General features: G+C 57.3%; 13 protein-coding genes. 7 read left to right on the forward strand and 6 right to left on the reverse strand.

What is annotated here, in order from left to right:
- Positions 1 to 19: 19 nt before the first annotated feature.
- Positions 20 to 1117: an ABC transporter permease gene (locus tag SYN7336_RS01890; RefSeq protein ID WP_017324223.1), complete on the reverse strand. Its 1098-nt coding sequence runs from the start codon at positions 1115 to 1117 to the stop codon at positions 20 to 22.
- Positions 1118 to 1198: 81 nt separating this feature from the next.
- On the opposite strand from SYN7336_RS01890, the gene SYN7336_RS01895 reads away from it, so the two are divergent.
- From SYN7336_RS01895 to rimM, 3 genes are all read left to right on the forward strand, one after another.
- The gene (locus SYN7336_RS01895; RefSeq protein WP_017324224.1) at positions 1199 to 1468 is read left to right on the forward strand and encodes a MoaD/ThiS family protein; all 270 of its coding nucleotides are present in this window, start codon (positions 1199 to 1201) and stop codon (positions 1466 to 1468) included.
- A gap of 155 nt (positions 1469 to 1623) precedes the next feature.
- Complete coding sequence (locus SYN7336_RS01905) at positions 1624 to 3765, forward strand: polyribonucleotide nucleotidyltransferase (RefSeq protein WP_017324226.1); 2142 nt, start codon at positions 1624 to 1626, stop codon at positions 3763 to 3765.
- Positions 3766 to 3832: 67 nt separating this feature from the next.
- A complete protein-coding gene (gene rimM / locus SYN7336_RS01910) occupies positions 3833 to 4372 on the forward strand; it encodes a ribosome maturation factor RimM (RefSeq protein ID WP_017324227.1) in 540 nt (179 codons plus the stop codon).
- Between the two features lie 11 nt (positions 4373 to 4383).
- On the opposite strand, the gene SYN7336_RS01915 is transcribed toward rimM, so the two are convergent.
- The 5 genes from SYN7336_RS01915 to SYN7336_RS01935 are packed head-to-tail and all read right to left on the reverse strand — an operon-like array spanning position 4384 to position 9144.
- Positions 4384 to 5769, reverse strand: a complete 1386-nt coding sequence (locus SYN7336_RS01915) for a cation:proton antiporter (RefSeq protein WP_017324228.1) — start codon at positions 5767 to 5769, stop codon at positions 4384 to 4386.
- A gap of 2 nt (positions 5770 to 5771) precedes the next feature.
- Positions 5772 to 7115, reverse strand: a complete 1344-nt coding sequence (locus SYN7336_RS23985) for a cation:proton antiporter (RefSeq protein ID WP_017324229.1) — start codon at positions 7113 to 7115, stop codon at positions 5772 to 5774.
- Positions 7116 to 7139: 24 nt separating this feature from the next.
- Positions 7140 to 7454 (reverse strand): DUF3493 domain-containing protein, encoded by a 315-nt coding sequence (locus tag SYN7336_RS23990; protein WP_017324230.1) that lies wholly within the window; start codon positions 7452 to 7454, stop codon positions 7140 to 7142.
- Between the two features lie 46 nt (positions 7455 to 7500).
- The gene (gene leuB / locus SYN7336_RS01930) at positions 7501 to 8607 is read right to left on the reverse strand and encodes a 3-isopropylmalate dehydrogenase (RefSeq protein WP_017324231.1); all 1107 of its coding nucleotides are present in this window, start codon (positions 8605 to 8607) and stop codon (positions 7501 to 7503) included.
- Between the two features lie 51 nt (positions 8608 to 8658).
- The gene (locus SYN7336_RS01935) at positions 8659 to 9144 is read right to left on the reverse strand and encodes a sterol desaturase family protein (protein WP_017324232.1); all 486 of its coding nucleotides are present in this window, start codon (positions 9142 to 9144) and stop codon (positions 8659 to 8661) included.
- Between the two features lie 154 nt (positions 9145 to 9298).
- Between SYN7336_RS01935 and SYN7336_RS01945 the strand changes: the two genes are divergently transcribed.
- The 4 genes from SYN7336_RS01945 to SYN7336_RS27595 all read left to right on the forward strand — a co-directional run bounded on the left by SYN7336_RS01945 (position 9299) and on the right by SYN7336_RS27595 (position 15041).
- On the forward strand, positions 9299 to 10459 hold the full coding sequence (locus tag SYN7336_RS01945) for an ABC transporter permease (RefSeq protein ID WP_017324234.1): 1161 nt from the start codon (positions 9299 to 9301) through the stop codon (positions 10457 to 10459).
- A gap of 116 nt (positions 10460 to 10575) precedes the next feature.
- A complete protein-coding gene (locus SYN7336_RS23995) occupies positions 10576 to 12663 on the forward strand; it encodes a hypothetical protein (protein WP_017324235.1) in 2088 nt (695 codons plus the stop codon).
- Positions 12664 to 12733: 70 nt separating this feature from the next.
- Positions 12734 to 13843, forward strand: a complete 1110-nt coding sequence (locus SYN7336_RS27590) for a hypothetical protein (protein WP_017324236.1) — start codon at positions 12734 to 12736, stop codon at positions 13841 to 13843.
- A 217-nt stretch (positions 13844 to 14060) separates the two neighbouring features.
- Complete coding sequence (locus SYN7336_RS27595) at positions 14061 to 15041, forward strand: pentapeptide repeat-containing protein (protein ID WP_017324237.1); 981 nt, start codon at positions 14061 to 14063, stop codon at positions 15039 to 15041.
- Positions 15042 to 15203 lie beyond the last annotated feature (162 nt).

Below are 15203 nucleotides of genomic sequence, written 5' to 3' on the forward strand. Positions count from 1 at the left end.
AACTTTATTTTGGCTGAACTTAACGGCGATCGCGCGGGTCTAGGGCATCCCGCAAGCCGTCCCCCAAGACATTGAACGACAGCACCGTCACCACCACCAACACCGTCGGCGGCACAATTAACCAGGGTTGCAACACCATAATTGACGCATTCGTTGCCAGCGACAGCATATTTCCCCACGAGGCATCTGGCTGCTGAATGCCCAGGCCGATCAGGCTGAGCACCGATTCTGCGCCAATGAAACCGGGCACCGTCAGAGTGCCCGCAATAATGACGTAAGTCGCCGTCTGCGGCAAAATATGGCGCCACAGCAGATAGAAGGTGCCAGCCCCCGACGCCTGCGATGCTTGTACGAATTCCCGCTGTCGAATCGATAGCACCTGTCCCCGAATCACCCGCGCCAAACCGGCCCAACCCACAAAACTCGTAATCGCCACAATCACGAAGAACCGTTCGGCATTGGAAAACGGCACCCCCGTAAAGGGATTCTCCTGCAGTACGGCGGCCAGCGAAACCAACAGATAGAGTCCTGGAATGGATAGCACCACTTCCACCAAACGCATCAGTAGGGTATCGACCCAGCCGCCAAAATATCCCGCCAAGCCCCCCACCGTCAGGCCAATGGGGAACGAAATCAGAATGCCGACAATACCGACAAACAGGCTAACGCGGCTGCCGTACACCAAGCGACTGAAGTAATCGCGCCCCTGATCGTCCGTTCCCAAAATGTTGATAAAGCCTGTCGGCCCTTCGCCCCTCGACACTGTACCGAACAGATGGCGATCGCCAGGAACCAACCCCAACCATTTGTAAGACCTACCTCGGACCCATAACCGAATTGGGGATGGATGCTCGAAATCGACAGTGAGCCTGCGATCGCCCGTCTCGATCTCCACCGGCCCCTGCAAGGTGGGATAAACGTGCGGACCCATCCACTCCCCCTGCTGAGTGCGCCAGTAGATCTGCGTCGGGGGCAGCAGCGAGCCGCTGTCTTGAATGTCGAACGGGCCGTAAGGTGCAATGAATTCACCTAAAATTGAACAGGTGTACAACACAATCAGCAGAATCCCGGCCGCTTGGGCCAGACGATTGCGCTTAAACACTTGCCACCACGACATCGCTTTTCAAACTCAGCTCGCTTTATTCTCTCCAGTGTCTCCCGTTCTGGGCCGGTTGTCCCCTTACCCCCCAATTTCGCCGTGGCCGCTCCTGCAGAAACCCGCTTTACCATCGTCCTCAAACTCTTTGCCGTCTATGGAGAGACCCTCGGGGCGGAAGAGCAAACCCTCGAGGTGCAGGCGGGAACCACGGCCAGCGATGTGTGCGATCGCCTGATCGCCCAATATCCGTCGCTGGCAGAATGGCGATCGCAAACCCGCTTCGGCATCAACCTCGAATTTGTTGCCCCCGAAACTCCGCTTCAACCCGGCGACGAACTCGTCCTGATTCCGCCCGTCAGCGGAGGGTGAAGGCGATCGTTTGCCGATGAGGACAATCGCCGATCGAGCGCAATTGAGTTTTAGCAGAAGTCAGCGATGAATGCGTTAACCCGCTGGACTCTGGATTTTAAGCGAATTCCTGATGATACGATGGCTGAAGCGAAAGAGAAAGAGAAAAGAACAGAATGAACGAATATCGCAAGTCGATTTCCTTTTACGGACGGGAAATCGAGATTTCCACGGGCTTGCTCGCTCCCCAAGCCGGTGGAGCAGTCACGATTCAATCGGGAGACACCTGCGTACTCGTTACCGCCACTCAACAAACAGGCCGACCGGGCATTGACTTTATGCCCCTGATGGTGGATTACGAAGAACGACTCTACGCCGCTGGGCGGATCCCCGGCGGTTTTTTGCGGCGCGAAGGTCGTCCTCCCGAACGGGCCACCCTCACCTCCCGCCTGATCGATCGCCCCATGCGTCCCCTCTTCCCTGGTTGGCTGCGGGACGACGTGCAGATTGTTGCCACCACTCTGTCGGTTGACGAAACGGTTCCCCCCGACATCCTCTGCATTACGGCTGCTTCCATCGCCGTGCGCATCGCCCAATGCCCCTTTGCAGGGCCAGTTGCCGCCGTGCGCGTCGGCTTAGTCGATGATGAATTCATCATCAATCCCACCTATGCCGAAATTGAAGCGGGCGACCTCGACCTAGTGGTGGCCGGAACCCCCAAAGGCATCATTATGGTGGAAGCTGGAGCGGATCGGTTGCCCGAAAATGACGTGATCGAGGCCATTGACTTTGCCTATGAAGCCATTCAAGAGTTGCTCGCAGCCCAAGAGGAGATCTCTCAGGATCTGGAGCTATCGAAAGTGGAGGGCATTCCTCCTGAAGCCAACTCCGCTGTGGACGAATTTGTCGCCGAGCAGGCCCAGGAGAAGATTCAGGCGATTTTGAAGCAGTTTTTGGGTAAAAACGAGCGCGACAGCCAACTGGACGAGCTCAAAGAGGCGATCGTGGCGGCCCTAGAAGAGCGTCCTGAAGATGACCCGCTGCGTCTGTTTGCAGCAGAAAATCCCAAGGCGATCGCCAAAGCCTTCAAGGCGCTGACCAAAACCCTGATGCGCAAGCAAATTGTCGACGAGAACATCCGGGTGGACGGTCGCAAGCTAGATGAAGTACGCCCGATCTCCTGCCAAGCCGGATTGGTGCCCAAAGTCCACGGCAGCGGTCTGTTCACCCGAGGTCTGACCCAAGTGCTCTCCATTACCACTCTCGGTACCCCCGGAGATGCCCAAGAATTAGACGACTTGCACCCCGCCGAACAGAAGCGCTACCTGCACCACTACAACTTCCCCGCCTATTCTGTGGGTGAAACCAAACCGGCCCGATCGCCCGGTCGCCGAGAAATCGGTCACGGTGCCCTTGCCGAACGGGCTTTACTGCCGGTCCTCCCTCCCAGTGACAGTTTCGGCTACGTGTTGAGGGTGGTCTCGGAAGTGCTGTCTTCCAATGGCTCCACCTCAATGGGCTCGGTCTGTGGCTCCTCGCTATCGCTGATGGATGCTGGCGTGCCGATCGCCGCTCCCGTCGGGGGTGTCGCGATGGGACTGATTCGCGAGGGCGCAGAGGAGCGCATTCTCACCGATATTCAAGGTATTGAAGACTTTTTGGGGGATATGGACTTTAAGGTGGCGGGCACCGAAAGCGGTATCACTGCCCTGCAAATGGATATGAAGATTGACGGCATCACCGTGAAAACGGTGAGCGAAGCGATTCGGCAAGCTAAGGCCGGTCGCCTGCATATCCTCAGCAAGATGGCGGAGTTGCTGCCTGCCCCCCGTGCCGACCTGGCTCCGACTGCTCCCCGCCTACTTACCTTCAAGATCTCTCCCGATGCGATCGGTCAGGTGATCGGACCTGGCGGCAAGACGATTAAGGGCATTGTGGAAGCCACGGGAGCCAAGGTGGATATTGAAGATGACGGCACCGTCGTGGTCTCGTCCAACAAGGGGGGTCAGGCGGAAGCAGCCAAGAAGATGATTGAGGGCATGACCCGCCGCGTAGAGGAAGGCCAAGTCTATATGGGCAAGGTCACCCGCATCATTCCCATTGGTGCCTTTGTGGAATTCTTGCCCAAGAAAGAGGGCATGATTCACATTTCCCAGTTGGCAGATTACCGCGTGGGCAAGGTGGAAGACGAGGTGGCTGTCGGTGACGATGTGGTGGTGAAGGTGCGCAGCATCGACAATCGCGGTCGCATTAATCTGACACGGCTGGGCATCAGTGCCGAAGAGGCCACTGAGGTGCGGGAGGCGGTAGCAAAGTAGAGATCGGAGGCTGGAACGGAGGCAGCAGTTTGTCGCATCTCAGCCCCGATCGCCACTACTCGAATCTATGGCAAACGAACCCGCCACCGATCGCGATCGCTTTCTCACCGTCGGCAAGGTTAAGTCTGCCCACGGCTTGCGCGGCCTCTTGAAGGTTCGCAGTTTCTCCGATTTTCCCGAGCGGTTCACGCAGCCGGGACAGCGCTGGCTGCAACGGCAGGGGGAGCCTCCCACGGCGGTCAAGCTGCTCGAGGGCACCTTTCAGCCGGGGAAGAAACTGTATTTAGTGCAGTTTGAGGAAATTGGCGATCGCACGACAGCCGAGTCTTGGATTGGGGCGACGGTCTTGGTGCCGGAGGGCGATCGGCCTCCACTGGGGGAGGACGAGTATCGCGTCTCGGATTTGATTGGCGTCGCGGTTTACGAGCAGAGCAGTGGAGACTATTTGGGGGCGATCGCCTCGATTTTTCCGGCGGGGAGTGACGTGTTGGAGATTGTGGACGGCGATCGGAGAGTGCTGATCCCATTTGTGAAAGCTTTTGTGCCAATTGTCGATTTAGCGTCGGGCAGGATTGAAGTGACGCCACCACAAGGATTGCTGGAGTAGAGGATGTCTGGTCAGTCCGCTGCCGCCTTCGAATCGCGACCTAATGCCGCCCGCAAGCAAATGGGCGTGAGAATGACCGTCACTAAAATTGCCATCACCACCGCAGCACTCAATTCAGAGGACATTTGCCCCGAAGACACCCCGACACCGGCAATCACCAACGCCACTTCCCCCAGCGGCAACATACCCACCCCCACCGCCAAGCGGTTGAGCTTCTGTTTGGTCGGCACCGCATAGGCACCGCTAATGCGACCGATCGCGACCGTGGCGGCTAAAAATAAGCCCATTAAAATCACTACCCACCCTCCGGGCGCAAAAGGATTGAGCACCCTTAAGTCGGTGCGCGCGCCGGTCACGACAAAAAAGATCGGTACCAATAATTGGGCAACGGGCTCTAGCTGGTGTTCGAGATTGCTACGCACCTCGGTCTGACTCAGAATAATCCCTGCCGCAAACGCTCCCATCAAGGCTTCTAAACGGATCGTATCGGCCAGAAAGCCCAAGCCAAAACAGAATGCTAGAGAGAGCATCAGCAGGCCGCCCCTCACCTGCATGGGCTTGAGCAAATCCACAAACATCGAGCCGATCAAACGGCTGAGCACCGTGGAGCCCACCAAAAAGACTGCGGCTGAGACAATCAGCGTAGCCAGACCGACAAGACTGACCCCCGTGCCGGACGAGATCCCGATAATCACCGTCAGGATTAAGATACCGGTAATGTCATCCAAGACGGCAGCCCCAACAATCAACTGGCCTTCTGGCGACTTCAACATATCGAGGTCATTTAGAATACTGGCTGAGATCCCGATACTAATGGCGGTGGGAGCGGCGGCGGCGAACAGGGCTCCCGGCATTTCGGCTCCGAACAAGAACAGCAAGCCCAACAGGCCGAAAAACAGCGGACCGGTAATGCCCACCAATACCACCACCGCTGCCTGCGGGGCCACCCGCACCAGCTCTCTCAAGTTCGATTCCAGCCCCACTTGGAACAGCAGCAGAATTACCCCGAGCTGCGACAGGTTGGCCAAGATTTCGCCCTGGGCTGCAAAGATGCCTTCGAGTTCGGCCTCGCCGAGGCCGGAGTGGAAGAGCTGAATGAAGCTGAGTAGCAACGAGTCGCTGGCTTCGATGCCCGGTCCGGGCAACACCACGAGGTTGAGCAAGGAGATCCCCACCACCGCTCCCCCGACTAATTCCCCCAAGATGGAGGTGAGCCCGAGGCGGTTGGTGATTTCGCCGCCCGTTTTGGCCGCTAGATAAATGAAAAACAGACTGAGCAGCACCATCTGCACAATCGGTCGATTGACCAAGCTGGGGTCGAGCAGTTCTGTCGCTTCTGCAGCGAAGAAGGGAACTGGCGGTAACAGCCAAGCAGTGCAAGGGGCGATCGCAAACACGATTATCGACTTTCTCCAACGGGAATGCGGATGGGAGCGGGCTTGAGCCAGCGCAGGCCCAAACTAGCGGCTAAAGCGCTGGTGAGAGAAACCACCACCAGAACGGTAAAGAGAATGGGGTCTAAAATTCCGGCAATGCGGCCCACTTCGGCAAAGACCAACATGACCTCGCCGCGAGGAATCATCCCCAGTCCGATCGCCAGCGGATTCATGCCCTCCTGAATGGAAACGGCATAGCCACTCGCCAGTTTGGACACCACCGAGATCGCGATCAAAAAGAGCGCGAGAATGGGGCTAAACCAGCCGCGATCGCCCGCACCGGGCAAAAGCTGACTCAAATCCGTTTCGGCACCGACGTAGACGAAGAAAATCGGCACAAAGGCGTCCACCACTGGCCTGAGACTCTCTGCAATCAAACGGCGTACGCCGCCTTTGAGCACCAGTCCAGCCAAAAAAGCCCCCAGAATGTTAACCAAGCCCGCCCCACTGGCAATGAGCACAAACACGAAGGCAAACATCAAAGCCGGAATAATCACCCGTCCCGGCGTGGTCAGGATTTGCCGCAGCAGCATCAATAGCCTGCTAAACAGCCGCCCCGCCAAGATGGCCACGACGATGACCGCTGTGGTCAGTACCACCACTAGCAAAATATTCAGACTCATGACCGAGCCGCCAGTCTTGAAAACCCCCAAGATGAGTGACAGCAGAATAATGCCGATGACATCATCGAGCATGGCTGCGCCAATCACCACCTGAGTCTCGTCTGGGGTATAGGCTGCTTCTTGCCGCAGGAGCTGTAAGGTGACGCCGAGACTCGTGACACTCAGGGCCGCCCCCATAAACAGCGCAGGCAAAATCTCCACACCAAAGAAGGCATTCAGGACGAGCGAGCCGCCAACAATTGAAAGCAGCACCCCCGTTCCTGCCACCGCAATCACTTTCGATCGCTGCACTAGAAATTGATTCAGATTGGCACCCAGGCCAATCTCGAACAGCAAGACCACCACCCCGACATTGGCTAGATTGCGAAAAAATTCCCCCTGAAAGGCAAAGACTTCGGCGAGCGAATCCAGCCCCCCATGCAGCCCTGCCACCCAATTGACGAGCACCGAGCTGTCGGGGGGTAGGGCGGGATCGGGGACAAACAGGTGCAGACCCGAAATCCCAATCAGCAACCCCCCCAGCAATTCCCCCAGCAGGGAGGGAAATCCCAAGCGACGGCAAAATTCTCCCCCCAGCAGGGCTGTGAGATAGACCAGGGCCAATTCTAAGACAACAATCGCGAGCGAGAGTTTTTCCGTACCGCCTGTGGAGGCTGCCAGCAGCGGCGTACTGATTAGATCCATCTCAGTTGTGGTTTTCTAGCATTTCTAAGAGCCTCTGGCGCGATCGCCGACTTCGAACTTCTCCCGCAGGCGATCCTCCAGCTTCCGCTGTCGCTGGCGCTCCCATCGAAACAACGCGATCGCCCCCGCCGAGATGCCCAGTTGTAAAGCCAAGCTGGGCAACGTCTGGTCTAGGGCTCGACCGGCTAAAGCTCGAAAGAAAAAGACAAACGCGCCAATCCCTCCCGAGGCAAGGCAGGTGATGTAGATAAATTGTCGCAGTTTTCGGTAGGGGGCAGCGAGCTCTGCGGTGAGCTGAACGCGCTCTTCGATGCTGAGCTGTTCGCGTGGGGGAGACATGCCTGTCGAACCGCCTGAGGCTACGCCAACGAGTGTATCAGTTCGCTTACGTTTGGCGATCGATCGCGGTCAGGAGGCGATCGCCCATCTCGCGACAGCCCACAACTTGAGTCCCCTCCGAGGCAATGTCGCCGGTTCGATATCCCTGCTCCAGCACCTGTTCGACCGCCCCTTCGATACAGCGGGCGGCGTCGGGTCGATCGAGGCCGTAACGCAGCATCATTGCGCCAGAAAGCACTTGAGCAATCGGGTTGGCCTTATCTAGACCGGCGATGTCGGGGGCAGAGCCGTGGACGGGCTCGAACAGGCCGGGACCCTCGGTTCCGAGCGAGGCTGAGGGCAACATCCCGATCGACCCCGTCAGCATGGAGGCTTCGTCCGAGAGAATATCCCCAAACAAGTTGCCGGTCACAATCACGTCAAACTGCTTGGGCCAGCGCACCAACTGCATAGCAGCATTATCGACATACATGTGGGACAGCTCCACTGCGGGATAATCTGCAGCCAATTTTGTCATTTGCTGTCGCCACAGTTGCGACACGTCTAGCACATTGGCTTTATCCACCGAGCACAGCTTGCGATCTCGTTTCATCGCCAGCTCGAAGGCGACTTTGCCGATGCGATCGACCTCGCTATCCAAATAGGCCATCGTATTGACGCCGCGCTGAATGCCGTTCTCCTGCTGAAAGATGCCCTTGGGTTTGCCAAAGTAAATGCCCCCCGTCAGTTCCCGCACCACCATCAGATCGATGTCTTCGATCGCCTCTCGTTTGAGGGTGGAGGCATCGATCAGCTGCGGAAAGATTTGCACGGGTCGCAGGTTGGCGAACAGACCGAGACCGGCCCGCAGACCGAGCAGTGCCTGTTCGGGACGCAGGTGGGCGGGTAGGGTGTCATATTTGAAGTCTCCAACAGCCGCCAAATAGACGGCATCGCTCTGCCGGCAAAGTTGCAAGGTCTCGTCGGGGAGGGGATGGCCGCTGGCGGCGTAGGCACTACCGCCAATGGGGGCCGCCTGAAAGTTCCAGCTAAAGCCAAATTTTTGCGCGACAGCTTTGAGGACATCCACCCCTACCGCCATAATTTCGGGGCCGATACCGTCACCGGATAAGAGGGTTGCGGTATAGGTGGGCTGAGGGGGCGAGGCGGTCATAACGGGGTTCGAGGGTACGGGCCATGTTGAAGGGTAGCGCAAGGGGACCCGCTACCACCAGCGCAACTGCCAGTGGGTGCGCTGGGGCTGGCCCAGTTCTTCGTCCGTCAGCCAATCCACAGATTTGTACGTGCCGAAGGCGCGATCCCACCAATCGACAGCCAAGCCAAAGTTGTGGTGCCACATACCGTATTTGTGGTGGACGTAATGGACGGGCATGGCCATCCAAAAACACTTTGTAGGGTTGTCGTGCTGAAGCTGGTGGGCGTAAGCCGAAAAGGCGGCAAAGAAGAGTGCCCCACTGCACCAACCCGCTCCCACGGGCAGCGAAATCAGGAAGGGCAAGAGCATGGCGATCGCGCTGCCGCGCACGTAGTCGCGAAATTCCCACAGCACTCCCTGCCCTTCATTGCGACGGTGGTGATCGCGATGGCGTTCTCCCAAACGCTCAGAGACGTGCATCAGTCGGTGCAGCCAATATTCCACCAAGCTGGCGAACAAGAAGGCGGCGATAAAGCTGGTGGCGAAAGCAATCACAGGATTTTCCAGAAAAAAACCTCAATACTAGGTCATTATAGGTATTTTTGTTTGCTCGTCATTCATCCCGATGTTATGGGTATTCGTGAAGATGTTATGGGTCGTACCTATGCGCCTGCCGCTATCGTGAACGTATGTTTTTTGAGCACCACCCATGGTTGCGATCGCCCGCCGAAATCTCTTTGCCGATATCCCCCGTCTATTAGTGGCGCAGGCGGGTATTGCCTTTGCGGTCGGTCTAGTGACGATTCAGGCTGGAATTTTGCAAGGGTTTACCCGCTCGACTGCACTTCTGGTCGAACAGTCCGACGCAGATTTATGGGTGGGCTCGGAGCAGATGGTGCATTTAGAACTCACCCAACAATCTCTGTCTTCCGACCAGTTAGACAGCCTGCGCCAAATTGAGGGGGTGGAGCGAGCCGAAGCTCTGCTGATTGGATCCAACCGCTGGATCTCGCCTGCACAGGAGCTCGCTCCCGTGCGTATCTTTGGCTTCGATCCCGCAGGGGAGCTCTTTCGGCCCGGTACTTTAGTGGAGGGTCATTGGGCGGACTTGAACCAGCCGTTTAGTGCCATTGTGGACGAGTCCAATCTAGACAGACTGGGGATCGCAGGCGTTGGAGAGATGGCTGAGATTAATTTGCTCTTCGTTCAGACGGTCGGTCTGACGCGAGGCACCCAGTCGATCGCCTCTAGCTCCTTTATCTATACTTCTCTCACTAATGCCTACGACTATGTCGGAGCCCCTTTTTCAGTTTCGTTGGAAGATAGTTCTGTGCTGGGACCGGCCACCTACTTCCTGGTTCGCGTCGCTCCCGATCGCGATATGGGCGAGTTGAAACAACAAATTGAAGCTGCCCTACCGGGAAACTTGGCTTACACGAAGGCAGAGATGATGGAACGCACTCAAGCCTTTTGGCGCGAAAGCACTGGGATTGGCTTTATTTTGGGGCTGGGGGCAACGGTGGGGACGATTGTGGGAGTCGCGATCGTCAGCCAAATCTTGTATGCTTCAGTCTCCGATCGCCTCAAGGACTTCGGTACGCTCAAGGCAATGGGGGCCTCGGATTGGACCATCTACAGCATTATCCTCAAGCAGGCGCTGTGGATGGCGGTGCTGGGCTACATTCCCGGTATGGCGCTGTGTTGGGGCTTGAGTACTTGGGCTTTGGCTACGCAGGGGATCTTGATTTTGATTTCCCCAGAATTGGTGCTTGGGGTGTTTGGCCTGACGGTGGCGATGTGTTCGAGTTCGGCAGTTTTTGCCATCCAGAAGGTCACCCGCGTCGATCCCAGCATTGTGTTTAAGTCTTAGAGCATTTTCCAGGTTGGTGGTATACCTTCTGTTGAGCCTTGTATCGTCCACTGGCAGATCGCCCCTATTACCCAGCATTACGACTAAGGTGGAATTCGGAACGACCCTCACGTCTCATGCCTAGCTCAGACAGCGAATCCCCAACTTCCACCTGGTGGGTGGGCTCCGCCCGCAGCGGCAAAACCGATCGCCTCATTCGCACTTACACCGATTGGATTCAGCAGGGGGCAGACGGTCGCGAGCTCTTTGCCTTTGCTCCCAATAGCGAGCTGAGATCGCAGCTCTCCCGCCGCCTGCAAGCCGCCACCCACAACGCCGCCGTCGTTCAGGTGTATACCCCGATCGGCTTTTTCCAACGGGAGGTGATGCTGTATTGGCCCCTGCTGCAAAGCCAATTGGGGTTGCTGGCCCGCTTTCCCCTGGCGATCGCCCCCGAAAACGAACAGGAACTGGCAGACGGGTTGTTTGCCAGCCATTTCGAGCAGGGCGAACTGACGATTGAAGGATTTAGCCGCGCCCAAATCGTGCGTCACATTGTCGATAACTTACAACTTGCCGCCAGTGCCAATATTCCGGCAGAGGAGATTGGCCCGCGCCTGCAGCGGGGACGCTCGGAGGGCAGTCCGCTCCCCCCAGAATTACTCCAGATCGTGGGGGAATTAGCAGTCCAGTTTCGCACCGATCTGCTCAAACAGGGGTTGCTCACCTATAGCTCGGCCACCGAACTGTACGGCCAGCAGCTTTTACCCCACCGTCTCTATCGCCAGCAACTGTTGCAGCGCTGCCGATATGCGATCGCCGACGATATAGACGAATATCCCGCCTTAATGGCCGATCTATTCGAGTATTGGTTGCAGGAACAGATCCCCTGCGCCTTTGGCTTCAATCCCACGGGGGCAGTCAGATTGGGCTACGGGGCCGATCCGGGTGCGTTAGAACGCTTGGCCGAGTACTGCACGATCGAATCCCTGCCTGCCTCGACCGGGCTGACCGCAGAATTAGAGGCCATGCAGGCCGTCTTGGCCGATCCTTCAGCCGCTTGGGAGGCCGTTTCCGATCCGCTAGAGCAGGTGGAACTGGTGCAGCGCTCGACCCGGCGGGAGCTATTGCGAGCCGTGGCAGAGGCGGCGATCGCGGTTGTCGAATCGGGCCGAGTTCTCCCCGAAGACATGGCGATCGTCGGTCCCGGTTTGGACCCAGTGGCGGTCTATGCCCTCACCACTCTGCTGGCACAGGCTGAGATTCCCGTGCGTTTGTTAGATAACTCGCGACCCCTGTGGAGTTCTCCCACTGTGCGCGCCCTCCTCACCTTCGCCGCACTGGTCTATCCCAACTGCGGTCACCTGCTCTCCCCCGAGGCGATCGCCGAATTATTCACTGTCGCGACTGCTGGTCGAATTGACCCCGTCCGCGCGGGACTGTTGAGCGACAGTTGTTTTGTGCCCCAACGCGATCGCCCCAGCCTACTTCCCTCCAGCAACGACCCCCGCCGCGATCGCCTCGGAGCTAGGGCCAGCAACGCCTACGACTCACTGGCCCAATGGGTGACGCGGGAGCAGCGATCGGAGTTGCGATCGCTGCCAGAATTTTTGGAAGGGGCCATGCGGCAGTTCTGGCTGGAGCAAAATCTGACTCTTACCCAGGTCACCGCCTATCGAGCGCTGTTGGATGCCGCCCAGCGCTACGAGGCGGTGGCCCAACGGTTGGGACAAGCTCAACCCTCTTTAGCCCAAAGTTTTTACGAGCTTTTGGCGGCGGGGACCGTGACGGCAAAACCCAATCTTGCCGATCTCGATCGGCGGGGGTTGGTACTGGGAACGATCTATCAATATCGCATGACGCGGCAGTCCCACCGCTGGCAGTTTTGGCTAGATGCGGGTTCCAGTTTGTGGAATAGTGCCTACAGCAGTTTTGGTTCGTTTCAGATCAAAAACCCCTATTTGTTTCTGCAGGACTGGTCGGGAGAGGTTTGGAGCCCCGATCGGACTCAGGTAGTCTTAGACGAACAATTGCGGCGGACACTCTCCGATCTGCTGCACCGCTGTGGCGATCGCGTCATTTTGTGTCATAGCGATCTGTCCATTGCCGGAGGAGAACTGACGGGGCCGCTGCTCCCCATTGTCGATCGGGCCACGCTGTGGGATCTGCCTTCGGCGATCGCCTCTCGATCGCCAGAAACAGAACCCTCTGCCACAGTGGGTTAGTCTAGTAACGATCGGGCTGTCAAGCCGATCGCGATTCTCTTCTGTTCGACCCCCATCCAGCACCCCTAGCATGCCAGAAGATCCCAATTCGCCGGATGCCCCTCGCTCCGATCGCAACGAATCCGCCGCTCGCCGTCCCCAACCCGACAGCGAGGGCGATCGACAAGCCTCAAACAGACCTAACTCAGACAGACCCAACCGAGATCGAGCGGAGGCGGGCGATCGCCGCCCTCGCAACCCCAATCCCGACGAGCGCGAGACCCAACCCTCTAGCGATCGCCCCAGTCGCCCCACCTCCGCCCGCAGTATTGCCGCCAGTCAAGCCCTCGTCAGTAATCCTCGCCCTCCTGCAGAAACCGGTCGCAGCCGCTCCCGCAGCCGAGCCTACGACGGCGATCGCCGTCGCTACGCCCCTCCTAGCAGAACTGAGCGGGAAAGATATGGCGGAGCCAGTCGGGAATACAGCCGCGAGCGGGGGTACGATAGCGGTCGCGAGTACGGCAGGGGCGATGGCGGTTTTAGCGGTGGTGGTGGCGGTCCCGCTGGTGCCGCGCAGCCCCAACAGCGCAAACCTGTCGGAGGGCTTCCTCTACTCATCGCAGTCGGCATTGTGGCCTTCTTTATCGGCTTTGCCATGCGAGACTTTTACACCGCAGAAGGGGGCTTTGACGACGAACGCCCCATCCAAGCCGAACTCGTTCCCCCCAACCTGCGAGAGTTTTGTTTTGCCTACAATGGGTTGCCGTCTTTTACGTTAATTACGGTCGCATCCACCTCCGCGCTCTCCACCTCCTCCGTGCCCGTTCTCAAGCTCGATACTTGCACCATCCCCACCAATCAAACGGCAAATGCCCTGCAAGCGTTGGGGGTCGATCGCCGTGCCACCAGCCTCGGCTTGCAGTTGGGAGGGTCAAATGTAACCCTCATCGACCTTCCTCTCACGGGTTCTCTCGCCGCCCAAATCTACGGTCGCTTCCCCAGTTTGGCCGATAGTTTAGAAGGCAGAGACCGAGAACAAAAAGTAAAAGCCTTAGAAACCGTGCTCGACGAAATGTTGCGCAGTGGTGCCAATGGATTGGCGCTGCAGAATACGATCAAAACCAATATGACGGATGTGTATGCCATTACCCCCGGCCATACCTTCCAACTGCAGCCGCGCATCCAATCCTCCGAACAGTAAGCTAAAGGGCAGACAGAAAAAAGATACAAAGCTGGCGTTTGTTGCTGACGATCTGTTGCTTTTGGCGATCGCAGCAACCAAGTTTTGCAAACTTATTGGTCCGATCGAAACTGTTTAAATACGATGGAACAGAGGAGAGTATCTTCTCGTTATTTGGCGTAGCAATTTATTCTCTTCTGGCCTTTGCTGTCGCTATTTTGCCTTAAGGACGATTGCAATGAAATTCAAACTTCTACCCTTTCTCCTGCTCGCGGGAGCAGTGACTCTATCGCCAGCAGCGCGGGCCTTCGAACGCGAAGACCTCAATCGGGCTCGACAGGAGGGAGTCTGCCTCGGATGCGATTTAGAAAATGCCGACCTGAAGCAATTTCTATTGGGCGATCGCCCGTTGCGATCTGAAATCCGTCCCGTCAGAACTGGAGTTGGAGGAGTTCGCGTACCTGCTTCCGTCTCGCCGCTGCGGTTGAGTCAAGCGGGATTAGAGCTGGAGTTGCTACCCGAGTCTGCTCTCAGTAGAGCCGGAGTGCGGCGAGCTAGAGGGACAGACGAAGTCTCGCCTCGCAGGGCCAGACAAATTGCAGGGCGCAGGGCCCGAGACATCGTTCAACGGGAATTTATCCTCGATCCGATTGCCCGCAGCAATATTCCAGAATCGAGGTATTTCTTTGCCGATCTCGATGACAATCTGAATGTGCCGAATCAGTCCAGAGCCAGACAGATTGCACAGCGAGGAGATTTCATTATCGAGCCGCTCTCAAACATTAACCTGCGCAATTCCAATCTGCGGCGGGCCGATCTAGAGGGAATTGTGCTGCACCATCCCGACCTGATGGGGGCCAATCTAGAGCAGGCCAATTTGCAGGGAACGTCTTTAGCCGCTGCCGATCTGCGTCAAGCGAATCTCGTGCGAGCAGACTTTACCGAAGCCAATCTGCCCAATGCTAACTTAGCCGGAGCGAATGGCAATCGAGCCGACTTCCGACAGGCGGTATTGAGGGGTGCCAATCTCAGGGGAGCGAGATTCGAGCGGGCGAAATTGAGAAATGCCGATTTGGGCAGGGCCGATCTGAGGGGGGCCAATTTGAGGGGAGCCGATCTGCAGTTTGCTCGTCTGGAGGGGGCTGTCTACGACAACAATACGGTTTTTTCTGCCGGTTTTAACCCCCAGCGTCATAATATGAGCCTAGTTAATGAATAGTAGGGCTCTGTCGGAGTCGGCGATCGCCCCACCGCAAACATCCGTTCTACAGCCTTCTATCGACCCGATCGACTAGCCCCTTAGGCTCGATAGACTATTAAAGATATACTGAATGAAAGCCCAGTTTGTTTCATTCTGCAAACTCGATTGGCAGTTTGAGTA

The sequence above is a fragment of the Synechococcus sp. PCC 7336 genome (assembly GCF_000332275.1).
Lineage (GTDB): Bacteria > Cyanobacteriota > Cyanobacteriia > Thermostichales > PCC-7336 > PCC-7336.